18 protein-coding genes and 1 tRNA gene are annotated in these 22,027 nt (G+C 67.4%); 15 read left to right on the forward strand and 4 right to left on the reverse strand.

The window, feature by feature from the left end; translation table 11 throughout:
• Window position 1 precedes the first annotated feature (1 nt).
• The 13 genes from bcsZ (at window position 2) to BM115_RS01840 (ending at window position 15,742) form a co-directional block, all read left to right on the forward strand.
• The gene (gene bcsZ / locus BM115_RS01780; protein WP_092289922.1) at window positions 2-1,177 is read left to right on the forward strand and encodes a cellulose synthase complex periplasmic endoglucanase BcsZ; all 1,176 of its coding nucleotides are present in this window, start codon (window positions 2-4) and stop codon (window positions 1,175-1,177) included.
• A complete protein-coding gene (locus BM115_RS01785; RefSeq protein WP_255370659.1) occupies window positions 1,147-4,974 on the forward strand; it encodes a cellulose synthase subunit BcsC-related outer membrane protein in 3,828 nt (1,275 codons plus the stop codon). Before bcsZ ends, BM115_RS01785 begins: the two co-directional genes overlap by 31 nt.
• Window positions 4,975-4,984: 10 nt before the next feature.
• A complete protein-coding gene (gene bcsE / locus BM115_RS01790; protein WP_092289926.1) occupies window positions 4,985-6,763 on the forward strand; it encodes a cellulose biosynthesis protein BcsE in 1,779 nt (592 codons plus the stop codon).
• A gap of 6 nt (window positions 6,764-6,769) precedes the next feature.
• Window positions 6,770-6,970 carry a hypothetical protein gene (locus BM115_RS01795; protein WP_092289928.1) on the forward strand — a complete coding sequence of 67 codons (201 nt, stop codon included), beginning with the start codon at window positions 6,770-6,772 and terminating at the stop codon, window positions 6,968-6,970.
• The gene (gene bcsQ, locus BM115_RS01800; protein WP_092289930.1) at window positions 6,967-7,740 is read left to right on the forward strand and encodes a cellulose biosynthesis protein BcsQ; all 774 of its coding nucleotides are present in this window, start codon (window positions 6,967-6,969) and stop codon (window positions 7,738-7,740) included. The genes BM115_RS01795 and bcsQ overlap by 4 nt, the downstream gene beginning before the upstream one ends.
• Window positions 7,737-10,310: a UDP-forming cellulose synthase catalytic subunit gene (gene bcsA, locus BM115_RS01805; RefSeq protein ID WP_092289931.1), complete on the forward strand. Its 2,574-nt coding sequence runs from the start codon at window positions 7,737-7,739 to the stop codon at window positions 10,308-10,310. The genes bcsQ and bcsA overlap by 4 nt, the downstream gene beginning before the upstream one ends.
• Before the next feature lie 47 nt (window positions 10,311-10,357).
• Complete coding sequence (gene bcsG / locus BM115_RS01810) at window positions 10,358-11,920, forward strand: cellulose biosynthesis protein BcsG (RefSeq protein ID WP_092289933.1); 1,563 nt, start codon at window positions 10,358-10,360, stop codon at window positions 11,918-11,920.
• Window positions 11,917-12,186, forward strand: a complete 270-nt coding sequence (gene bcsR / locus BM115_RS01815) for a BcsR/BcsP family cellulose biosynthesis protein (protein ID WP_092445137.1) — start codon at window positions 11,917-11,919, stop codon at window positions 12,184-12,186. Before bcsG ends, bcsR begins: the two co-directional genes overlap by 4 nt.
• 118 nt (window positions 12,187-12,304) lie before the next feature.
• A complete protein-coding gene (locus BM115_RS01820; RefSeq protein WP_092289937.1) occupies window positions 12,305-13,570 on the forward strand; it encodes a SpoIIE family protein phosphatase in 1,266 nt (421 codons plus the stop codon).
• Window positions 13,571-13,613: 43 nt separating this feature from the next.
• Window positions 13,614-14,198, forward strand: coding sequence for a SiaB family protein kinase (locus BM115_RS01825; protein WP_092289939.1), 585 nt, complete (start codon window positions 13,614-13,616; stop codon window positions 14,196-14,198).
• A gap of 22 nt (window positions 14,199-14,220) precedes the next feature.
• The gene (locus BM115_RS01830) at window positions 14,221-14,610 is read left to right on the forward strand and encodes a DUF1987 domain-containing protein (protein WP_092289941.1); all 390 of its coding nucleotides are present in this window, start codon (window positions 14,221-14,223) and stop codon (window positions 14,608-14,610) included.
• Between the two features lie 17 nt (window positions 14,611-14,627).
• On the forward strand, window positions 14,628-15,341 hold the full coding sequence (locus tag BM115_RS01835) for a GGDEF domain-containing protein (protein ID WP_092290843.1): 714 nt from the start codon (window positions 14,628-14,630) through the stop codon (window positions 15,339-15,341).
• A 167-nt stretch (window positions 15,342-15,508) separates the two neighbouring features.
• The gene (locus BM115_RS01840; protein ID WP_092289943.1) at window positions 15,509-15,742 is read left to right on the forward strand and encodes a hypothetical protein; all 234 of its coding nucleotides are present in this window, start codon (window positions 15,509-15,511) and stop codon (window positions 15,740-15,742) included.
• 11 nt (window positions 15,743-15,753) lie between these two features.
• Here the strand turns inward: BM115_RS01840 and BM115_RS27430 are convergent, their stop codons facing one another.
• Together BM115_RS27430 and BM115_RS01845 are read right to left on the reverse strand one after the other, a co-directional pair.
• The gene (locus BM115_RS27430; protein WP_255370660.1) at window positions 15,754-15,882 is read right to left on the reverse strand and encodes a hypothetical protein; all 129 of its coding nucleotides are present in this window, start codon (window positions 15,880-15,882) and stop codon (window positions 15,754-15,756) included.
• A 22-nt stretch (window positions 15,883-15,904) separates the two neighbouring features.
• Window positions 15,905-16,450 (reverse strand): hypothetical protein, encoded by a 546-nt coding sequence (locus BM115_RS01845; RefSeq protein WP_092289945.1) that lies wholly within the window; start codon window positions 16,448-16,450, stop codon window positions 15,905-15,907.
• Between the two features lie 552 nt (window positions 16,451-17,002).
• On the opposite strand from BM115_RS01845, the gene BM115_RS01850 reads away from it, so the two are divergent.
• Both BM115_RS01850 and BM115_RS01855 read left to right on the forward strand, forming a co-directional pair.
• On the forward strand, window positions 17,003-18,487 hold the full coding sequence (locus BM115_RS01850; RefSeq protein ID WP_092289947.1) for an MBOAT family O-acyltransferase: 1,485 nt from the start codon (window positions 17,003-17,005) through the stop codon (window positions 18,485-18,487).
• On the forward strand, window positions 18,487-19,662 hold the full coding sequence (locus tag BM115_RS01855; protein WP_092289949.1) for an alginate O-acetyltransferase AlgX-related protein: 1,176 nt from the start codon (window positions 18,487-18,489) through the stop codon (window positions 19,660-19,662). Before BM115_RS01850 ends, BM115_RS01855 begins: the two co-directional genes overlap by 1 nt.
• Window positions 19,663-19,812: 150 nt before the next feature.
• Here the strand turns inward: BM115_RS01855 and BM115_RS01860 are convergent.
• Both BM115_RS01860 and BM115_RS01865 read right to left on the reverse strand, forming a co-directional pair.
• Window positions 19,813-19,903 (reverse strand) — tRNA-Ser (locus BM115_RS01860).
• 70 nt (window positions 19,904-19,973) lie between these two features.
• Window positions 19,974-22,025, reverse strand: a complete 2,052-nt coding sequence (locus tag BM115_RS01865; protein ID WP_092289950.1) for a VC_2705 family sodium/solute symporter — start codon at window positions 22,023-22,025, stop codon at window positions 19,974-19,976.
• Window positions 22,026-22,027 lie beyond the last annotated feature (2 nt).

The following is a 22,027-nucleotide window of genomic DNA, read 5'->3' on the forward strand; positions in this document are numbered from 1 at the left end:
CATGCGGCGTGCGCTGCCCCGCTGGCTCAGGCAGATCGCTCGCGGCATGGTGACGGCCACGCTGGCGGGGCTATCGCTCGCCAGCCTGGCGGCCACCTGCCCGTGGCCGGACTGGGATGCCTTCCGGCGCGACACCATTAGCCCGGACGGCCGCGTGGTCGATGCCAGCACCGAGCGCCAGGCCACGGTCTCCGAAGGGCAGGCCTACGCGCTGTTCTTCGCGCTCGTGGCCAACGACCGCGCCACCTTCGACAAACTGCTCGGCTGGACCGAGAACAACCTGGCGCGCGGCGACCTGAGCGCCCACCTGCCCGCGTGGATCTGGGGCAAGCGCGACAGCGGCCCCGAGGCCGGCACCTGGGGCATGATCGACACCAACGCGGCCAGCGACGCCGACCTGTGGATCGCCTACACGCTGCTCGAAGCCGGCCGGCTCTGGCGCGAACGCCGCTTCACGGCGCTGGGCACGCTGGTCGCCCGGCGCGCGCTGCGCGAGGAATCGGCCGTGCTGCCCGGACTGGGCCGCACGCTGCTGCCGGGCCCGGTCGGCTTTCATCCCACCCCGGATAGCTGGCGGCTGAACCCGAGCTACGTGCCGCTGCCGGTGATGCGCCGGCTGGCCGCCGTGCTGACCGAGGACCGCGGCTGGCAGGCCATGGTCGAGAGCGCGGGGCGGCTGATCGTGGACACCGCGCCGCGCGGCTTCTCGCCCGACTGGGTGCTGTATCAGAAAGGCGCCGGCTTCCGGCCCGATACGGACACGCAGGCCACGGGCTCCTATGATTCGATCCGGGTCTACCTGTGGGCCGGCATGACCGCTGCGGGCGACCCGCTGCGCGCCGGTGTGCTGCGTACGTTGCATCCGATGGCCGACTACGTGCTCGCCAACGGCCACCCGCCCGAGCGGGCGGACACGCAGGCGGGCACGTTCGGGCCGAACGCGGGCAATGCGGGCTTCTCCGCGGCCATCGCACCGTTCATGCTGGCGCAGGGCCAGCCGGACGCCGCGCGCACCCAGGCCCACCGCACGCGCACGCTGGCCGCGCAGTCGCCCTCCGGCTACTACAGTCAGGTGCTGACGCTGTTCGGGCTGGGGCATGTGGATGGCCTGTACCGGTTCGAGGCGGACGGCAAGCTGGTGCCGGCGTGGAACACCGCATGCCCGGCAAGGCGCTAGCTCCCACGCTGTGGCTGCTGCTGGCCAGCGCCGCGCTGCCGGGGGAGGCAGCGGCTGCCGACGCCGCATCGGCCCCAGCCGCCGCCAGCGCCACCACGCGCCGGGAGATGGCGCAGTTGCTGGCATCGGCACGCATGTGGGAGGCACGCAACCGTGCGGACATGGCGCGCGGCGTGCTGGAGAAGGCGTTGTTGATCGATCCGCGCCAACCGGAGGCGCTCAAGATGCTGGGCTTGATCGAAATCCGTTCCAATCGCCCCGCCGAAGCCGACAAGGTGCTGCGGCGCATGCGCGAGGTGGCGCCAGACAGCGCCGCCACGCGCGACCTCGAAGACGCCTACCGCATCGCCACGCGCGACAAGCGCGAGATGGCGCAGGTGCGGCTGCTCGCCCGCAGCGGCAAGTCCGAGGAAGCCGCCACACGGCTGCAGGCGCTGTTCCCGCGCGGCGCGCCGGGCGGCGAGCTGGCGGTGGACTACTACCGCATCCTGGCCGGCACCACCGCCGGCCGCCCGCGCGCGATTGCCGAGTTGCGCCGCCGTGTGAAGCAGGAGCCGGACGATTCGCGCCTCGCGCTGGCGCTGGGCAGCCTGCTGACCGACCGCGAGGCCACCCGGCAGGAAGGGCTCGCCATCCTCTACGACCTCACCCAGCGGCCCGATGGCGACCGCAAGAGCGCGCTCGACATCTGGCGGCGCACGCTGTACAGCGTCAACGAAGATCCGGCCTACTACGTGTGGTTCGAGCGCTACCTCAAGGAAGTGCCCGACGACGAGGCCGCCAAGCAGACGCTCGCCAGCCTCGGCACCCAGCGCGAAGCCCAGCGCAAGCTCGAAGCCGATCCCGCCTGGCAGGCGCGGCAGCGCGGGCTGGCCCAGCTGGAGCGCGGGCAGCTCAACGAGGCCGACATCGCCCTCCAGAAGGCGTACCAGAAGCGCCGGCAGGACGGCGAGGTGGTCGGCGGGCTCGGCCTGGTGCGGCTGCGCGAAGGCCGCCACGATGAAGCCCGCGAACTGTTTTCCCGGGCGATGACGCTCGATCCGGACAATCGCAATAAATGGCGCAGCCTGCGGGACACGGCCACGTTCTGGGGCACCGTGGCGCGTGCGCGCGAGGCCAACGCCCAGGGCAAGCCGGTGCAGGCCGAAGCGCTGGCGCGCGAGGCGCTGGCCCTGCAGCCCGGCAATGAGAACGCGCAGGCGATTCTGGCCGACGCGCTAATCGCCCAGCACAAGGATGCCGAGGCCGAGACGCTGCTGCGCCAGATGCTGGCCCGGCCGAAGCCGGACATGGGCGCGCTGCGCAGCCTCGTCGCCCTGCTCCAGACGCAGCAGCGGCAAGACGAGATCGGCCCGCTGATCGCGGACGCGTCGCACCGCATGCAGGGCTCCGAGTCGGAACTGCGCGCGCTGCGGGCTGACCTGCTGTCCGTGCAGGCCGACCAGCTCATCGCGCAGAAGAAGCGCAGCCCGGCGCTGCAGCGGCTCGAAGATGCCATCCGGCTGGCGCCCGATGCCGCGTGGACACGCTACACGCTGGCCCGTCTCTATCGCGACCTCAACCTGCCGGTGCTGGGCCGCAGCGTCATGGAAGATGGGGTCGCCGCCGCGCCCACCGCCGAGATGCGCTACGCCACGGCGCTCTATCTCAATGCCGTGGACGACATCGACGCCGCCACAGCCGTGCTGGCGGCGGTGCCCGAGGCCGAACGCAGCGAAGGCATGCGCGGGCTCGCCAGCAACCTCGCGGCGCAAAAGCTGCTGCGCGAGGCACGACTGCGGCTGGCCGAAGGCCGCGACGACGAGGCCCGGGCGCTGCTCGACCAGGCCGCCATCGCGGCGCGCGACGAACCGCACATGCTCGCCTCCATCGGCCGTGAATGGATCGGACTGGGCGAGACCGACAAGGGCCTGCGGCTGGTCAGCGACTGGCTGGCCGCGCACCCCGAGGATCCCCACCTCGACATCCGCCTGCGCTACGGCGAACTGCTGGCCGCCGCCGACCGCGACGACGCGCTGCAGGCGTGGATCGCCGAATCGCGCGCCCTGCCCGGCATCACCGCCGAGCAGCAGGCATCGTTCGACGATCAGTCACTGCGGCTGGCGCTGCGCCGCACCGACCGGCTCATGGCCGACGGCGACCTGACGCGGGCACGGCAGACGCTGTACGCCGTGCCCGAGGCCCAGCAGGCCGACCGCCGCTGGCTGCTGACGCTGGCCGATCTGCGCGAGGCCGGCGGCGACTACCGGGGTGCGGCGGAGGCCGCGCAGGCGGTGCTCGCCAAAGATCCCAAGGATGCCGACGCGCGGCTCACGCTCGCGCGCATGCTCGAACGGCAGGGCAAGGAGGCGCAGGCGCTGGAGATCGTGCGCGCGGTGCTGGCCGATACCCCCGACGACGACATCGACACCCGGCTCTCGGTGGCGCGGCGCTTCACGGCGATGCGGCGCACGGACGAGGCCAGCGCTGTGGTCGACGACCTCGCCCAACGCTACCCGGACCGCGCCGACATCACCGTGCAGCAGGGCCGCATCGCCCAGGCGCGTGGCGACTTCAACGACGCGGCGGCGCACTATCGCACCGCACAGGGGCTGGAGCAGCGCGAAGGCGTCCTGGCTGGCCCCGAAGGCACGCCGGCCGGCCGCGCCCTGGCCGGGCTGGAGGCGCGCCGCCAGGGTGAGGTGGCGACCGCCGTGATGCAGTCGAACAAATCCGGCGATGCCGGCATCTCGCGGCTGCACGCCACCGAGATCCCGCTGTTCGTGCGCATTCCGCAGGGCTACACCGGCCACATGTTCTTCCATGCGGACACCGTGCTGCTCGACGCCGGCACGCTGCAGGCGAGCAACTTCTCGAAGGCGTCCGAGTTCGGCAAGATCGCCGCGCTCGGCAACACGGGCCTCGGCACCATCGGCCAGACCGACCGTGGCGTGGCGCTGGCCGCCGGCTACGAGTTCGATGGCGCCGACAACAGCTGGCGGGCGGACCTCGGTACCACGCCGCTCGGCTTTACCGAACAGACCGTGGTGGGCGGCTTCCGCTATCGGGCGGATCTGGGCGTCTCGTCCGCCTCCGTCGATGTCTCGCGGCGGGCCGTGACCAGTTCGCTGATCTCCTACGGCGGCGCCACCGACCCCGTCACCGGCGAGACCTGGGGCGGCGTGGTGCGCAACGGCATCCACCTGCGCTACGCGCGTGACATCGGCCGCGTAAGCGTATTCGGCGACGTGGGCGCCGGGCTCTACACCGGCCACAACGTGGTGACGAACCGCGAGTTCACGGTCCGCACCGGCTTCGACCTGCCCGTCTACGCCCAGCGCGACCAGCGCGTGACCAGCGGGCTGGTGCTGAACTACTGGCGCTACAGCGACAACCAGCGCTTCTACTCGTTCGGCCATGGCGGCTACTACAGCCCGCAGCGCTACCTCTCGTTCGGCATCCCGCTCGACTGGACCGGGCGCTACGCGCGCTGGTCGTGGCGGCTGCAGGGCTCAGCCGGCTGGTCGTTCACCTACGAGGACGACGCGCCCTACTTCCCCACCCGTCCCGACCTGCAACAGCTCGCCGGCAATCCGATCTACACGGGCGGTTCGGGCGGCGGCTTCAGCTACACGCTCGGCGCCACGGTGGAATACACCTTCGCACCGCACTGGGTGGCCGGCGCAGGCTTCCAGATCGACCGCTCGCGCGACTACGCGCCGAACCGGGCGATGGTCTGGCTGCGCTACCTGTTCGATCGTCGCCGCGACCCGGTGCCGTTCCCGCCGAACCCGGTGCGGCCGTACTCGGCCTATTGATGGGGGATCGATGAAGCACACCGACCGCACTGCTGCCCCCGCCATCCCCGCCACGGCCCTGCCGGGCCTGCGCGCGCGCTTCCAGGCGCGCACGGGGCTGGCCATCGACGGCCTGTCGACGGCGCTGGCCACGCTCACGCCGGCCCGCGCGCACGTGGTCTATGCCGAGCCCTCGCCCGCCCGCGACGCGCTGTTCTGGCAGACCGCCGCCACGGCGCTACGCGCGCCGGCCACGGTACTCTCCACGCGCGACGCCGCCGACATCGCCGCCCAGCTACGTGCCCATGGGCTCGACATCGACGCCAACCGCGCCCTCCACGGCCGCGCCAACCTGTGCGCGCTGCGCCCGCCCACGGACGCCAGCCGGCCCGCCATCGACGGGTTGATGGAGGCACTCCAGGCGCTGGTGGACCAGTGCGGGGCGCAGGGCAGCATGATGCTGATCGAAGGGGCGGAGGGGTTCTTCGCCTGGCACGATGCGGGGCGGCTGGCTCAGGAAGGCCAGCGCCTGGGCGAATGGTGCGCGCGCCACCGCTGCGCGGTGCTGCTGGTGATGGGGCCGCCCGCGCCGGAGCCGGGCCAGCCGGCGCCAGACCTGCAGGGCTTCCACGGCCGCTTTGCCGGCGCGGTGCAGCTCTCGCAGCAGCAGGGGCAGTACACCTGGGAGGTGGCGTTCTGGCGCGACAACCAGGCCGTGGTGGCAGGCGAGATCGTGCCGCTGCGCTTTGCGCCGCACGAGCACCGGCTGATGGTGGCCGCGCAGACCTTCACCGACACGATCGAGGAAGCCGGCATGCTCGCGCCGGACGAGCAGCGCGTGATCGTCAGCCGCGACGCGGTGCTGCGCGAGCGCTACATCCCCGAGCACTGGCGTGTAGTGGACAGCAACGAAGCCGCCGTGGCCAGCGCCGCCCGCGCGGTGGCGGCCACGGTCCTGCTGCACTACGGCGGCGGGCGCGAACTCGAGGCGCTGGCCGAGCAGGTGCACCGGCTGCGGCGCAGCGCCGGGCGCGCGCTGAAGATTGCCGTGCGCGAGGACAAGGAGGCCATGCGCCAGCACTACGAGCTGCTGATGCTCAACCTCGGCGCCAATCTCGTCATCGCCCAGCGCACGCCGTTCGCCCGGGTGCAGGCCATGATCGAGGGCCTGCAGGGGCAGGTGTTCTCGCGGCCGATTCTTGCCGACTACCGCAACGCGCTGTCCGCCGTGCTGACCACCTCGACCAGCGGCTACGTGCCGCCCGCCGAGTTCGTCTCGCTGGTGCGCGACGCCGTGGAGCGCAGCCGCATGATCCGGCTGCCCCACGTGCTGCTGCAACTGCCGCTGCTGCCCGAAGTGGCCCATGTCGAGGCGCTGCGCGCCTGCCGCATGAACCGCGCAGGCGATCTCTGCACGGCCGGCAGCGACAGCCTCTACGCCTTCTTCTTCGCCTGCCGCATGGACGACGTGGATGCCGTGTGCCGGCGCGTGTTCCAGCAGCCGCTGGGCGAGCTGTTCCATGGCGACGTGCGCAATGGCGACCTGGAGTCCATCGGCGCCACGCTGGGCCGCTTCGAGGCCGAGATCGCCGAGGTGCCGCCGCCCGACTACAGCAGCTGGCTCGCGCGCCAGCAAGAGGCGCCCCGCCCGGCGCCGATGCCTGACACCACCGCCGCGCTGGTTGCGCATGACGGCGGCGACGCCCCGCCGGTGGCGGAGATCCCCACGCTGCCGTTGCGCGACACCCCGCCCGCGCAGCCGCGTGCCATGCCGCAGCCGCACCCCGTGCCGCTGCTTCGACAGGACTGACGCGACATGTCCATCTTCCTTGGCTACTTCATCTGGGGACTGATTCTGGCGGCGCCGCTGGCGTTCGTGATCTGGCGCTTCGACCTGCTGCGCTGGTTCCCGCAATGGACCACGCCGCGCCCACGCCGCACCGTACGCCTGCCGCCGCAACTGCACGGCATGGTGATTCGCGGCAAGCGCCGCCCGGACCGCGAGCCGCCGCGATGAAGACCATCGCCATCGTCTCCCCCGCCGGCGGCGCCGGACGCACCATGGTGACGGCCTCGCTGGCCTCGCTGCTGGCCGGGCGCGGGCACCCGGTGCTGGCGCTCGAATGCGATCCGCGCAATCTGCTGGGCTACCACTTCGGCCTGCGCGACGCGGCGCGCGCGGGGCTGTCCGGCTGCCTGGCCGACGGATCGCCCACCGCGTGGGCGCAGGCCGGGCTGCGCAGCGACGATGGCGTGCTGTTCGTGCCCTGGGGCGAGCAGGACAGCGACGACGATGACATCCAGGCCGGCAAGCTGCTGCGCGCGGGGCCGCACTGGCTGCGCGGGCTGATCGCCCAGGTGGCCATGCCGGCGCACGGCGCGGTGCTGATCGACACGCCGCCCTGGCCCTCGCCGCACGCGGGCCAGGCCATCGCCGCGGCCGACCTCGTGCTGGTGCTGCTGCCGCCGCAGCCCGAAGTCTGCGTCGGGCTGGGCCGGCTGACCGATGCGCTGGCGCGGCGCGGCCACACCGCCTGCTACGTGGCCACGCGACTCCAGCCGGCACGGCGGCTGCATGCCGATATCGTCACGCTGCTGCGCGCCACGCTCGGCAATGCGATGCTGGCCTGCCCCGTCCACGAGGACAGCGGCATTCCGGAAGCCTTCGCGCGCAGCGAGAACTTCTGCCGCAGCGCGCCACACTCGCAGGCGGCGCACGACCTGCAAGGGCTGGCGTCGTGGGTGTCCCACTGGATCGGCGCCCCGCCACAGGAGCGCGAACGATGAGCGACAAGCCCGCCCGACTCCACCGCTGGCTGGCCATCGCGCGCGACCGGCTGGCGCGCCACCTTGGCGTCACCGCGCCGGCGCACGGCGGCATCTGGGTGCTGCGCGCCGTGTTTCAGCCGCCCCGCCCCGGCAAGCCCGATATTCCTGCGGAATGGGCCGCGCTGCTGTACCGGCGCGCGCTGGCCCGGCTCGGCATGGGCCGCCGCCGCGACCCCGCCGCGTGGCTGTGGCGGCTGTTCATCCGCCCGCCTCGTCCGCGCTACCGGCTGGCCGCCGACCTCCGCAAGCGTCGCCAGGTTGCCGCGCCGCCGGGGGTCACACCGTTCCGGCGCTGGCTGGACCGCCTGCTCGGGCCGATCTACTACGCGGTGACGCGCATGCGGCGCCGCATTGCCGCGCGGCTGCCCCGCGTGGACTGGGCGCGCGTGGGCGATGGCGTGGAGGCCGTCGCCACGCGCGTGGGCCGCATCCCGTTCGCGGTGCCCACCTCGTTGGTGCTCGCCTGCCTGGCCGGCGCGGTCATCAGCACCACGCCGCTGACGTTCTCGAGCCAGCTACTGCTGTTCGCCATCGTCTGGATCGGGTTAATGGTGCTGCGGCGCATTCCCGGCCGGCTGCCGACGCTGGCGATGATGGTGCTCTCCGCGCTGATGGCGGGCCGCTATATCTGGTGGCGCTCCACGCAGACGTTGCAGTTCGCCACGGCCACCGAGGCCGCCGTGGGCTACCTCCTCTATGCGGCCGAGGTCTACACCTGGATCGTGCTGGGGCTGGGCTACCTGCAAACGGCGTGGCCGCTGAACCGCCAGCCCAAGGCGCTGCCGGCCGACCCGGAGGCATGGCCGACGGTGGACGTCTACATCCCCACCTACAACGAGTCGCTGGCTGTGCTGCAACCCACCGTGTACGCGGCGCTGAGCATGGACTGGCCGGCGCACAAGCTGCGCGTGTTCATCCTCGACGATGGCCGGCGGCCCGCGATGCGGGAGTTCGCGGCGGCGGCCGGGGTGGGCTACCTCACGCGGGAAGACAATTTCCACGCCAAGGCCGGCAACATCAACAAGGCGCTGGCGAAGACGGACGGCGAGTACATCGCCATCTTCGACTGCGACCACATCCCCACGCGCTCCTTCCTGCAGATGACCATGGGCGAGTTCCTGGCCGACCCGAAGTGCGCGCTGGTGCAGACGCCGCACCACTTCTTCTCTCCAGACCCGTTCGAGCGCAACTTCGACACCTTCCGGCGCGTGCCGAACGAGGGCAGCCTGTTCTACGGCCTGATCCAGGACGGCAACGACTTCTGGAACGCCACCTTCTTCTGCGGCTCCTGCGCGGTCATCAAGCGCGCGCCGCTGCTGGAGATCGGCGGGATTGCCGTGGAGACCGTCACCGAGGACGCCCACACGGCGCTCAAGCTGCACCGGCTCGGCTACAACAGCGCCTACCTGCGCACGGTGCAGGCGGCCGGGCTGGCCACCGAGAGCCTGTCCGGCCATATCGGGCAGCGCATCCGCTGGGCGCGCGGCATGGCGCAGATCTTCCGCATCGACAACCCGCTGCTCGGGCGCGGGCTGCACCTGTTCCAGCGCATCTGCTACAGCAACGCGATGCTGCACTTCTTCTACGGCATTCCCCGGCTGATCTTCCTGACCATGCCGATCGCCTACCTGTACTTCGGCCTGCACGTGATCAACACCTCGGCGCTGCTGATCATGGCCTACGTGCTGCCCTACCTGTTCGTGGCCAACGTGACCAACTCGCGGCTCCAGGGCCGCTACCGCCATTCGTTCTGGGCCGAAGTCTACGAATCGGTGCTGGCCTGGTACATCGTGCTGCCGACCACGGTGGCCTTCATCAACCCGCGCCTGGGCAAGTTCAACGTCACCGCCAAGGGCGGGCAGATTGCCGACGACTACCTCGACTGGACCATCTCCAAGCCCTACCTGGTGCTGCTGGCGCTCAACGTGATCGGGCTGGCGGTTGGCGTCGGCCACCTGCTGTTCGGCAGCACCGACGAGCCGGCCACGGTGCTGATGAACATGGGCTGGGCGCTGGCCAACCTGATCATGCTTGGCGCCGCCGTGGGCGTGGCGCGGGAGGCGCGGCAGGTGCGGGTCTCCCACCGCATTCCGATGCGCGTGCCGGCCACGCTGCTGCTGCCGGACGGCGCCACGCTCGCCTGCCGCACCGAGAACTACTCGATGGGCGGCCTCGGCCTGCTGCTGCCGGTGGAGGTGATGCTGGACGAAGGCGCGCGCGTGGGCGTCTGCCTGGCGCGCGGCACGCGCACCTACCACTTCCCCGGCCTGGTCACGCGCAACGTCAACCGCCACCTCGGCGTGCGCATGGAGGGGCTGACGGCCGAGCGCGAGATCGAACTGATCCAGTGCACCTTCGGCCGCGCCGACGCCTGGATCGACTGGCTGGACGACGAACACGCCGACGCCCCGCTGCGCAGCCTCAAGGAGGTGATCGAGATGGGCTACCAGGGCCTGCTGCGCCTCTACGACGCCTGCGCGGAAGCGGTCGACCTGCTGATCGGGCGCCGCCGCCCCCGCCAGCCTTAATTCATCACGCCGGCCATCACGCCGCAGGAGCCGAACCACACATCGCCATGGGAATCTGGAACCTCTACTTCCTCGCCAAGCTCTGGCTGTTTCACACGGGCCACCTCCAGCCGCACTGGCTGACGAACCTGGTGTTCGCGCTGTTCCTGGCGGTGCCGATGGAGTCGCGGCCGCTGCGGGTGCTGCGCCAGCTCATCGCCATCGTGGTCGGGGCGATGCTGGCCTACCGGGAATCGACGCTGCCGCCGTTCGCGCGCGTGGTGTCGCAGTTCTCGAACGTGAGCGCCTTCACGCCCGAGTACCTGCTCGAACTGGCGCAGCGCATCGTCTCCCTGCAGATGGTGGTGGCGATCGCGCTGGCGGTGCTGCTCTACCTGATCATCAACCGCTGGGTGCGGGTGACCACCTTCGTGCTGCTGGCGCTGATCGCCATCCCGTTCTGGCACGGCACCGGCGACGGCAACCCGCCGACGCGGCTCAACCAGATGACCGCGCGCGCGGCAGACACCCCACGCGCCGACTTCGCGGTGCGCGGCGGCTACGATGCCCAGCTGGCCGCCTTCCGCGAGCAGGAATCGACCCGCTCGGCCACCGCCCAGCCGCTGACGGCCACGCCCGACGCGCAGTTCGACATCATCGTGCTGCACATCTGCTCGCTGTCCTGGGACGACATGGACGCCGCCAAGGCCAGCAACCACCCGCTGTTCACGCGCTTCGACTACCTGTTCAAGAATTTCAGCTCCGCCGCGAGCTACAGCGGGCCGGCGGCCATCCGGCTGCTGCGCGCCTCGTGCGGCCAGGAACCCCACGCCAGCCTGTACTCGCCGGCGCCGGCCGAATGCCATCTGTTCGAGGCACTCGCCCAGGCCGGCTTCGGCCCCCACGTGCTGCTGAACCACGATGGCCGCTTCGACAATTTCCGGAGCTTTGTCGACAAGGAAGTGGGCGTGGCGGGCATCCAGCCCGAGTCCAACGAAGGCGTGCCCGTGGCGATGCGCGCCTTCGACGACTCCCCGGTGCTGGGCGACTACGACACCTTCGACCACTGGTACAAGCGCCGCCTCCAGCAGAACAGCGGCCCCGTGGCGCTCTACTACAACACGGTGACGCTGCACGACGGCAACCGGCTGCCGGGCAAGCGGCTGACCAGCCTGGAGTCCTATCCGCTGCGGCTGGCCAAGCTGCTCGAGGACGTCGACCGGATCATCGAGACCATCAGCAAGTCCGGCCGCAAGGCGGTGGTGGTGTTCGTGCCCGAGCATGGCGCGGCGCTGCGGGGCGACGAAAACCAGATCTCCGGGCTGCGCGAGATTCCCACGCCGCGCATCGTCCACGTGCCGGTGGGCGTGAAGCTGGTGGGCCTGCCGACCACAGCCACGGGCGGCATGGTGACGATCGACGCGCCGTCCAGCTTCCTGGCGCTGTCGCAGCTGCTGTTCAACCTCGTGGCAGACAGCCCGTTCCGCCAGGGCGCGCCGCCCACCGCCAGCTACAGCGAGAACTTGCCGCAGACGATGATGGTCGGCGAGAACGAAGGCACCGTGACCATGAAGCTGAGCAAGGGTTATGTGATTCATACGCCAGATGGCGTCTGGGTGGAGCAGAAATGAGCCAGCCCCCGAAGTCCCCAAAACCCCAGAAAACCCCGCCGGTGCCGCGCGGCACCCCTGGCGCCTACAGCGACATCGACGCCCTGGACCGGCATGTCGAGGGCTTCGACGCGCGGCAATACTTCGACCAGCAGGACGCGGTGCAGACCCGGGCGGCGGCGCAGCGCTGGCCGCTGCTGGGGCGCGCGCTGGGGCACACATTGGGGCACACGCTTGGGCACGCGGCGACCGACGCGGACGGCCCGTCGACCAGCGCCGAGCGCTAATGCCGCCACCCCACTCGAGTGGGGCTTTAACCATTGATTTACAAGGAAAACCGTCACATAGCCGACATGCATCCGCCGTAGACTCTGGGCCACTTTCCCCACCCTGGTTCCTTCGGTCATGTCTGGCGTCCTGGTTGATCCCTCCGCTGCCCGCCTGCGCTTCCGGCAGCCCTGTGCCGAGGATCTGGCCGTCATCACGCCTTCCGTGACGACCGACCACACGAATCAGGACGTGCTCGAGGTCTTTGCGCTACACCGCGACCTCAACTGCCTGCCCGTGACCGAGCGCGACAAGCCCATCGGCCTGATCAACCGGTCGATCTTCCTGTCGCAGATGAGCAAGCCGTACCACCAGGAACTCTACAACCGCAAAAGCTGCATCGCGTTCATGGACAAGGAGCCGCTGATCGTGGACGCCGCCATGAGCATCGACGCGCTGACGTTCCGCGCGGTCGAGTATGGCGAGAAGGCGCTGGCGGAAGGCTTCATCATCGCCCGCGACGGCAAGTTCATCGGTCTGGGACACGGCCTGCAGCTGATGCGCGTGGTGGCCGACATGCAGGCCGAGCGCAATCGGCAGATCATGCAGAGCATCGACTACGCCAGCACGATCCAGCGGGCGATGCTGCGCACCTCACGCCAGACGCTGGCCGCCACGCTGCCGGACGCCGCACTGGTCTGGGAGCCGCGCGACGTGGTGGGCGGCGACTTCTATCACTTCGCAGCATTCGACGACGGCTGGTTCGCCGCGCTGGCCGATTGCACCGGCCATGGCGTGCCGGGCGCGTTCATGACGCTGATTGCCTCGTCGCTGCTGACGCAGGCCATCGAGCAGCAAGGCCCGCGCGACCCCGGCGCGCTGCTGGCGGCCGTCAATCGCGGCATCAAGCAGATGCTTGGGCAGATCGACGGCCACATCGACGGGCAGGACGGCCAGCGGGGCGAGCGCGGCATCGCCGAATCCGACGACGGCATGGACGCTGCCTTCTTCTGGTTCGACAACGCCACGCGCACGCTGACCTTCGCGGGCGCCAAGTGCGCGCTGTTCGTGCTGCAGCCCGGTGACACCGAGGGCCAGATGATCAACGGCGCCCGCATGGGCGTCGGCTACGTCGACACCGGCATGGACTACGCGTGGCAGAACGCGGCCGTGCCGATGCCGCCCGACACGGTGGCCTTCGTGACCACGGACGGGCTGATCGACCAGATCGGCGGCCCGCGCGAGATCTCGTTCGGCAAGCGCCGCATGCGCGAAGCCATCTGCGCCAGCCGCGCGGCATCGGCGGCGCAGATCAGCCAGGCGGTGCTCGAGGTGCATCGCGCCTGGCAGGGCCAGCACCGGCGCCGCGACGACCTGACCTTCTTCTGCTTCCGCGCCCGATAACACCGCGCCAGACTCTTACAGCGCCCCACCGGCCGCACGACACATGAACGCCGCACAATCGATTGACAAGGAATATGAGCCGTTTTTCGCGATGGCTCGGGAACGCAACGTGATCTTCTACTACGTCGGCTACTTTTCGCAGAACATCATCGCCGCCATGTCCGACGCGGTGCGCCTGCAGCTCGCCGTAAGCGGGGTCGATGGCACCACGCGGCGCAAGCTGTTCTCGTCCTTCGTGGAAATGGCGCAGAACATCGTCCACTACTCCTCGGACGCCCTGACCGCACCCACGCCGGAGAGCGAGCAGCAGCGCGGCCAGTTGCGCCATGGCTCGGTGTGCATCAGCATGGTGGACGAGCACTACCGCCTGATGTGTTCCAATCCGGTGGCGACGGTGCGTGTGCACCAGCTGCGCGCCACGCTGGAGCCGCTACGCACGATGACGCTGGACCAGATCAAGCAAGCCTACAAGCAGACCCTGCGCGCGGAGGCGCCGGAGGGCAGCAAGGGCGCCGGGCTCGGCTTCCTGACGATGGCGCGCGATGCCAGCGCGCCCCTCGAATACAACTTTCAACCGATCGACACGGATCCGGGATCGACGATGTTCCAGCTCGTCGCCACGATCTGACCTATCGGGAAGAGCCTCTGCCATGGAAAACCTGTTTATCGCCGCCACGCCCTCCTCGCCCGAGGTGAGCTTCGACTTCGAGCGGCACATCCTCTCGCTCAAGGGCGAGTCCTACCCCGAGAACGCTGCCGTGTTCTACGGCGAGGCCATCGCCCGCCTGCGCAAGTACCTGGCGGCGTGCGACGGGGTCTCGGTCACGGTCAACGTGGCGCTGACTTATTTCAACAGCTCGAGCACCAAGATGCTGTTCAGCATCTTCGACGCGCTGAACGACGCCGCCGAGCGCGGCAACCGCATCGAACTGCACTGGTTCCATGACGAGGACGACGACACCATCCTCGAATTCGGCCAGGAACTGCACGACGACTTCCCTGCGATTGCGTTCCACGACGTAGCGACCACCGGCAGTTGAACCCGCCCGCCGCCATCATGTCCGAGCCCGACCTGTTCGAATCGGAGAACAGCGTCCTGGCGCATGCCAAGGCCGTGTTCTGCGATGTCGATGCCGGCGAGGAATCGTATCGGCATACGCTGGGGCAGCTCATCAGCTACTACGAGCGGCTGATGCGCGAGACGCGCCGGCTGATCCGCCGCAGCGACCGTGAGGAACTGGAAATGAACCGGCTTAACCACCGGCTCCAGGAACTGGCTCAGGAACTCGAATACCGCGCCACGCACGACACGCTGACTGGCGCGCTCAACCGTGGCGCCGTGATCGACCGCGCCACGGCGGCGCTGGCGCGCGGGAGCCTCTCGATGATCGTGCTCGACATCGACCATTTCAAGCGGCTCAACGATGCCTATGGCCATCCGGTGGGCGACGCGGTGATCTGCGGCGTGACCGCCTGCCTCAAGGACACGGTGGATGCCGAGGGCGCCATCGGGCGCGTGGGCGGCGAGGAGTTCACCGCGCTGCTGCCAGGCGTGCCGCTCGAAGACGCGCTGGCGCTGGCCGAGGACATGCGCCATGCCATCGCCACGCATCGCTTCCCCTCCCCCGTGGACTGCCCGGTCACGGCGAGCTTCGGCGTGAGCTGGTCCGCCCAGGGCCGCACCTTCGAGCACGCATATGGCCGCGCCGACGAGGCGCTCTACGACGCCAAGCGCAACGGCCGCAACCGCGTGATGCAAGCCGCCGCATGACCCTGTTTTGCTGATCCATTGACTGGTCGGACACTGTCATCTGGAATACGGTGGTTTGCCCTCGCGAAGCCAAACGTTTCCGATAAGGCAAGCCTTGACTACTATCCAGAGTGATCCCTGATATCAGGACGGCGCAGGTCACCTCGCCGGCCAGGACAAGGAGAGGCATGCACCACATCGAGCCAGTGGAATGCGTCTGCGGCGCGACGCTCCACATCCGCGAATACCGGCTGGGCCTTGTGAGGACCCCACGCAAGGAACACGCACCCTGCCCCATCTGCGGGCGCACCGTCTACGAAACCGAGATGGACGGCTTCCTGCTGGTGGAAGTCGTCACGCGGCGCGCCCCGGTCATGCCGGTGGCGGCCAAGGTGCAGAAACGGAAGGCCCAGCGAACCTGAGCCCGCGCGGGCTATGACTTCGTGATGCGCTGGGGATGGGTCGCGTAGTACGCGAGGATGACTGACGCGGTGAACGCCATGCCGGCCACGGCAAAGGCGATCAGCGTGGGAAAGGCGACGCCGGATTTTTCCTTGGACATGCGGGACTCCTCGGACGAATGGTCACGGTATGGTAGCCCGGCCTGGCGCCGGCTGCTGACCCGACGTCGCCGGGTGGAAGCGCGCATAGGGCACGCCGCGCTCTGTATGCGCCGTGGTCTGGTCGATCAGGCGCTCGACATCGGGCACCTCCCGCATCGCAGCCATGAACGACGCCAGCGGAAATCCCGGCGCCACGCAGCCCTGCACCAGCACCCAACGCTGCCACACCGTCACCCACAACGTGCTCTGCCGCCACGCCGGCAGGTTGGCGGACAGCCATTGCAAGCGGCGACGCGCGCTATCGGCAATCTCCGCATCGTAGGCAAATGCATTCGGCAGACGGCAACGCCCTTCCAGCCAGCAGTGGTTGCCATGCTCGATCCGATGATGCGCATCGCGCTTCCACTCGGCCTCGCTCACGCGCGGCCCGGCCGGCTCGGGGCAGTTGGCAACCGCTGACGAGATTTGAAAGAAGGGATCGTTACCTCGATTCTGGAGGTCGTCGGCATGGGCGGAGGGGGTGAGGAGGAGCAGTGCGGGGAGGATGGTACGGGCGATGGTCGGCATAACGCGCCTCCAATGAGCGGTTCCTTTGACTTTATGCAGGAATCCGCCCGGATAAATGCGGCAAGATCGTGCATTGGAATTGTCCGGAACATGTACTACATTGCTTTGGAGGTCACGATGTCCCTCCGGCCTCAGCCACCTCTTCCAACATCCAAACACGAGGCTGATCATGAGCATGACTCACCGTGTTGCCCTGGCACTTTTGATGTTGGCCACCGTTGGCGCGATCTACGCTGCGAACCGCTACGACAACTATACGAGCTGCGTTTTGTGGTCATCAGCGCATCCGCAATACAGCGGGAAGTGCTCTCTGTAGCGCTTGCACTGCGTCAAGTCTCGACGCACACCCGGTCTGCCGTTCCTGAAATTTCAAGCGGGTTCCGCATTTTTCTTGTCTGTCTGATCGCACAGTAGTGCTGATTTCGTTGCACCCGTGCGGGGGGGCGATCGACATCCATTTTCGCCACTCTCACCGGACTCGGCTAAAATCCGAAATCCAAAGAACATCCATGTGGCCTTTAAACCACCAGGAAAAATAGAAGAGACAATTTCGTGGTTTTCAGCTCGACTGCCTTCCTGTTCCTTTTCCTTCCCGTCACGCTAGCGCTTTACTATTTGCTGGCGCCGATGTATCGGAATCTGTTGCTCCTGGCTGCCAGCCTGCTGTTCTATGCCTGGGGCGAACCCGTCTATATCGGGTTAATGCTTATTTCCATACTTTTTAATTGGGGCGTGGGCCTGGCCATGTCATCCGCGCGGTCGCGGCGGATAGAATTTGGCATCCTCTCGCTTGCGGTAGCGATCAATTTGATGGTGCTGGCGCATTACAAGTACACCAGCTTTCTGGTTTCCATCGTCAATGAATTGCTCGGGCCCCTGCTTCATCGGACCTTCGAGACAAAAGCCTTGCCGCTGCCTGTAGGCATCTCATTCTTCACGTTCCACGCTATTTCCTATCTGGTGGACATCTATCGCCGCGAAGCGGAAGCGTTGAAAAGCCCACTCGACATGGGGCTCTATATTTCGATGTTCCCCCAACTCGTGGCGGGGCCAATTATTCGTTATTACGATGTTGCTGACCAGATTCTCCGTCGTGGCAACACGGTGGAGCGGTTTGCTTCGGGTGTCGAACGGTTCGCTTTCGGCTTGGGGAAGAAGGTCCTGATTGCCAACACCCTCGGGCAAATCGCAGATCAGGCATTCAGCACCCCACCCGGGACACTTTCCACCAGCGCGGCATGGCTAGGCATTGCCTGCTATACCCTCCAGATTTATTTTGATTTCTCTGGATACTCCGACATGGCCATCGGTCTGGCCCGTATGTTCGGATTCGAACTGACCGAGAATTTCAACTATCCGTATATCGCGCGATCCATCCGCGAGTTCTGGCGCCGCTGGCACCTGTCGCTGTCGACGTGGTTCCGCGACTACCTCTACATTCCTCTCGGTGGTAATCGGGGATCGGGCTTCCGGGTACGCATGAACCTGTTTGCTGTGTTCTTCCTCTGCGGCCTCTGGCATGGCGCGAGCTGGAACTTCGCCATTTGGGGCATATTCCATGGGGTGATGCTCGTACTGGAGCGCGGCAGACTGGGCCGTTGGATCGATGCCGCACCACGATCGGTGTCGAGTGCCTATACGATTCTGGTGGTCATGGTGGGATGGGTCTTCTTCCGAGCCGAAACGCTTGCCGGTGCCACCGCCTACCTCAAGGCCATGTTCTTCCAGGGCCACGGTCAAGGCTTGCCGCCGCAATTGGTTGCCGCCATGGACCCGGTTGCCATGACGACACTCGTAGCTGGGATTGTGCTCGCCACGCCGATGTTCACCTTCTTCGCGCGGGATTGGCGCTCACGCCGGTTCCCTTCCCACGCGAATGAACCCCTGCCCGACTGGTGCATCCGGATTCAACCCACGGACGCGAAGTCGCTGCCAATGCTGACCGCACGCGGCACCATCGCATCGCTGATTCTGATTATCAGCATCTCCCAGCTTGCGCTCAGCACGTATAACCCCTTCATCTATTTCAGGTTCTGATGATGCAATCGATCGACTCGAGAAACATCATTAACGCGGTGCTGACCACGTTCTTCGCGGCGACCGTCGCCGTTCCATTTGTGGGCCTCTGGCGCAGCCATGACAGTAGTGCGGAAAAGCGCACGCTCACGGCAATGCCGTCGCTGCCTGCGTCATTCAAGGAGGTGGTCGCTTATCCGCCCAAGATGGAAGCGTTCGTCAATGACAACTTTGGCTTACGGGACCGTTTCCTGACATTGCATGCCGATATCAGCCGAAACGTCTTTGGCACGTCGGGATCGACACGGGTCATCCTGGGGTCTGGCGGCTGGCTGTTCTACACGGGCGATAACTCGCTCGCCGATATGCAGCGGGTGAGCAGCCCGACGCAGGCGAGCCTGGAAAACTGGAGAAAATCGCTGGCGGACCGCGCTGCATGGCTGGACCATCAAGGCATCACCTACCGGTTTGTCACGGCGCCTGATAAGCACAGCGTTTTCCCGGAGAAGCTGCCCAGCCGTTTCCAATGGGACGGCGATTCCCGCTTTGCTCGGATCAAGCAGCACGTCTCAGCTTCCGTGCCGCTAGTGGATCTGCTTCCCGACCTGGCAAAAGAGAAAAAGGCCGGTGCCGATCGTCTCTATTTCGAGACAGACACGCACTGGACAGGATACGGCGCCTACATCGGATATCGCACCATTATGCGTTCGCTCGGCGACGCGTATCGTCCCGCAACGCTCCAAATCGCCGATACGGAATTCGCTGACGACAAATTGCCGCTTCCGCGCGACCTGGCCGTCATGAGCCGCAGTCCGAAAAAGGAAACCGAAAAGATAGCGGCCACGCTCCAACGCTGCGGTCACGCCGTGGAGGTCCAGCCTCCGGCCGGCGTCGACGTCAGCCGAATCCTGCAGTTCGCCGGCAATGATTGCCCATCACGCACGAAGACATTGCTGATTTTCCACGATTCGTTCGGATCGGCCATCAGCCCCTACTTCAGTGCGACGTTCGGCCGGGTAGTTTCCATCTGGGGTACGCCGACCGACGAACTGTTCGTGCGTATGGTCTTGCAGGAAAAGCCGGACGTTGTCATTGAAGAACGCGTGGAGCGCTTCATGGAAGCTACCCCTGAGCCGACGATGGCAGCGACGCTACAGAAGACGCAAAGCGTCGTGCTAGGAATGTCCGGGAAATAATGCGCCGGCCATGTGCAGGCCGAAGCGAGGCGAATGAACGTTGGCGGAGACCTACCGGGTCTCTGGCTCTCGATTCTAACTGGGGGAAGGCTATTGCCGAGGGCGATGGCCGGGAAAATCGGCCACAAGCCCTGAAGTGACAAGAAAAACTGGCGGAGAGACGGGGATTCGAACCCCGGATAGGCTATTAACCTATACACGCTTTCCAGGCGTGCGACTTAAACCACTCATCCATCTCTCCGGGAAGTCGGCGATTATAGCAGAGCCGTTCGGGCTGTCCAGCCCCCTCGGGGATGTGGTTGTGACCTGCCCTACCCTTTTCGCAGGTAATTGACGAGCCGGTCGATGACCGGTGCGTTCCTTGGCGTGACCAGGCTCACGAGGATGGCCACGGCAAACCCGGCCGGCACGCCGAAGGCGCCGGAGGCGATCGGGTCCACGCCGAACCAGCGGTTGCCGAAGATTCCGGTCATCTTCGTGAAGAACGGGTAGTTGACGAAGATGTAGTACATCGCCACGCCCAGCCCGGTGGCCATGCCCGCCACCGCCCCGGCCGCCGTGGTTCGGCGCCAGAAGATGGCCAGGACCAGCACCGGGAAGAAGCTCGACGCCGCCAGCGAGAAGGCCGCCCCCACCAGGAACAGGATGTTGCCAGGCCGCAGCGAGGTCACGTAGGAGGCGAACAGCGCCACCGCCAGCAGCACGATCTTGGCGGTCGTCACGCGGCGCTGGTGGCTCGCCTGGCGGTCGATCATGTGGTAGTAGACGTCGTGCGACAGCGCGTTGGCAATCGTCAGTAACAACCCGTCCGCCGTGGACAGCGCCGCCGCCAGCGCGCCGGCCGCCACCAGCCCCGAGATCACGTACGGCAGCCCGGCGATCTCGGGCGCCGCCAGCACAATCATGTCCGGCTGGATCAGGATTTCCGCCCACTGGACGATGCCGTCGCCATTCACATCGCGGATGCCGAACACGGGCGGGTCGACCTTGCGCCATTGCACCACCCACTGCGGCAGCTCCGCGAACGGCGTGCCGACCAGATGCTGGAAGAACTCGGCCTTGACCAGCGCCGCCAGCGTGGGTGCCGACACATAGAGCAGCGCGATGAAAAACACGGCCCAGGCCACCGAATTGCGCGTTTCCCGGACCGACGGCGTGGTGTACAGCCGCGTCAGGATGTGCGGCAGGCTGGCCGTGCCGAGCATCAGGCAGAACACCAGCAGGACGAAGTTGAGCCGCTTGGTCTTCCGCTCCGCCTCGGACGCCGCCGGGTAAGGCTCGGTCGATGGCGTGGCGGCATGGCTGCGCGCCAGCGCCTCCTCCCGCATCTGGCTCCACTGCTGCTGGGCGTCGGCGATATCCACGGGAAACGCCAGCCGCTCGCGCTCCACGCTCTTGATCTCGCGCAGCGGCGCGTTGCGCGTGCGCAGTTCCTGGAGCCGATCGTCCAGCACGCGCCGTTCTTCGTCGAATGACTGCGGCAGCCGCGCGATGCGCTCCTGCAGCATCACCGCCTGCTGGCGAAACAACTCCCGCACCTGCCGCTCCGCGGGATCGTGCTCAAGCCGCTTCTCGGCCTGTTCGATCTGGCCCAGCAGCGAGCCATAGCTGACCTGCGGCAGCGCCTCGCGATGATGCTTCCACGCAATCATCGACACGGTTAGCAAAAACGCCACAATCAGCATGATGTACTGCGCCACCTGGGTCCACGTGACCGCCCGCATGCCGCCCAGGAACGAGCAGACCAGGATGCCGGCAAGCCCGAAGAACACCCCCACGGCGAACTCCACGCCGATAAAGCGCGTGACGATCAGCCCCACGCCCTGGATCTGCGCCACCAGATAGACGAAGGAGCACAGCGAGGCCGCCAGCACCGCAATCGCCCGCACCGGCAGGTTGCCGCCGGGCTTGCCGTTGCCGTAGCGCGCCGCGAGGAAGTCCGGGATCGTATAGCCGCCATATTTGCGCAGATACGGCGCCAACAGGAACGCCACCAGGCAGTAGCCGCCGGTCCAGCCCATCACGTAGGCCAGCCCCTCGTAGCCGGAGGCGAACAGGATGCCGGCCAGGCCGATGAACGACGCCGCGCTCATCCAGTCCGCGGCGATGGCCATGCCGTTGAACAGCGCCGGCACCCGTCGCCCCGCCACGTAATACTCGTTGAGGTCCGAGGTGCGGCAGATCAGGCCGATGCAGGCGTAGATCGCAATTGTGACGAACAGGAAGACATAGCCGAGCCACAGCGCGTCGGCGTTGGAATGCTCGAGCAGCCCCATCATGCCGATGAAGCCGAACAGCCCGAGCGTGAACAGACCGTAGTAGAGCAACAGCCGGCGCCGGAAGCGCGACTGGGCATCAGCCATGG

It is taken from the genome of Cupriavidus sp. OV096 (assembly GCF_900115455.1).
Lineage (GTDB): Bacteria > Pseudomonadota > Gammaproteobacteria > Burkholderiales > Burkholderiaceae > Cupriavidus.

Excerpts from the sequence above, each read along its gene's own strand:
- bcsE (WP_092289926.1), top strand. The coding sequence starts at position 4,985 with ATGAAGCACACCGACCGCACTGCTGCCCCCGCCATCCCCGCCACGGCC.
- BM115_RS01825 (WP_092289939.1), top strand. The coding sequence starts at position 13,614 with ATGAACGCCGCACAATCGATTGACAAGGAATATGAGCCGTTTTTCGCG.
- bcsR (WP_092445137.1), top strand. The coding sequence starts at position 11,917 with ATGAGCCAGCCCCCGAAGTCCCCAAAACCCCAGAAAACCCCGCCGGTG.
- BM115_RS01820 (WP_092289937.1), top strand. The coding sequence starts at position 12,305 with ATGTCTGGCGTCCTGGTTGATCCCTCCGCTGCCCGCCTGCGCTTCCGG.
- BM115_RS27430 (WP_255370660.1), bottom strand. The coding sequence starts at position 15,882 with ATGTCCAAGGAAAAATCCGGCGTCGCCTTTCCCACGCTGATCGCCTTT.
- bcsG (WP_092289933.1), top strand. The coding sequence starts at position 10,358 with ATGGGAATCTGGAACCTCTACTTCCTCGCCAAGCTCTGGCTGTTTCAC.
- BM115_RS01840 (WP_092289943.1), top strand. The coding sequence starts at position 15,509 with ATGCACCACATCGAGCCAGTGGAATGCGTCTGCGGCGCGACGCTCCAC.
- BM115_RS01865 (WP_092289950.1), bottom strand. The coding sequence starts at position 22,025 with ATGGCTGATGCCCAGTCGCGCTTCCGGCGCCGGCTGTTGCTCTACTAC.
- BM115_RS01835 (WP_092290843.1), top strand. The coding sequence starts at position 14,628 with ATGTCCGAGCCCGACCTGTTCGAATCGGAGAACAGCGTCCTGGCGCAT.
- BM115_RS01845 (WP_092289945.1), bottom strand. The coding sequence starts at position 16,450 with ATGCCGACCATCGCCCGTACCATCCTCCCCGCACTGCTCCTCCTCACC.
- BM115_RS01795 (WP_092289928.1), top strand. The coding sequence starts at position 6,770 with ATGTCCATCTTCCTTGGCTACTTCATCTGGGGACTGATTCTGGCGGCG.
- BM115_RS01855 (WP_092289949.1), top strand. The coding sequence starts at position 18,487 with ATGATGCAATCGATCGACTCGAGAAACATCATTAACGCGGTGCTGACC.
- bcsQ (WP_092289930.1), top strand. The coding sequence starts at position 6,967 with ATGAAGACCATCGCCATCGTCTCCCCCGCCGGCGGCGCCGGACGCACC.
- bcsZ (WP_092289922.1), top strand. The coding sequence starts at position 2 with ATGCGGCGTGCGCTGCCCCGCTGGCTCAGGCAGATCGCTCGCGGCATG.
- bcsA (WP_092289931.1), top strand. The coding sequence starts at position 7,737 with ATGAGCGACAAGCCCGCCCGACTCCACCGCTGGCTGGCCATCGCGCGC.
- BM115_RS01830 (WP_092289941.1), top strand. The coding sequence starts at position 14,221 with ATGGAAAACCTGTTTATCGCCGCCACGCCCTCCTCGCCCGAGGTGAGC.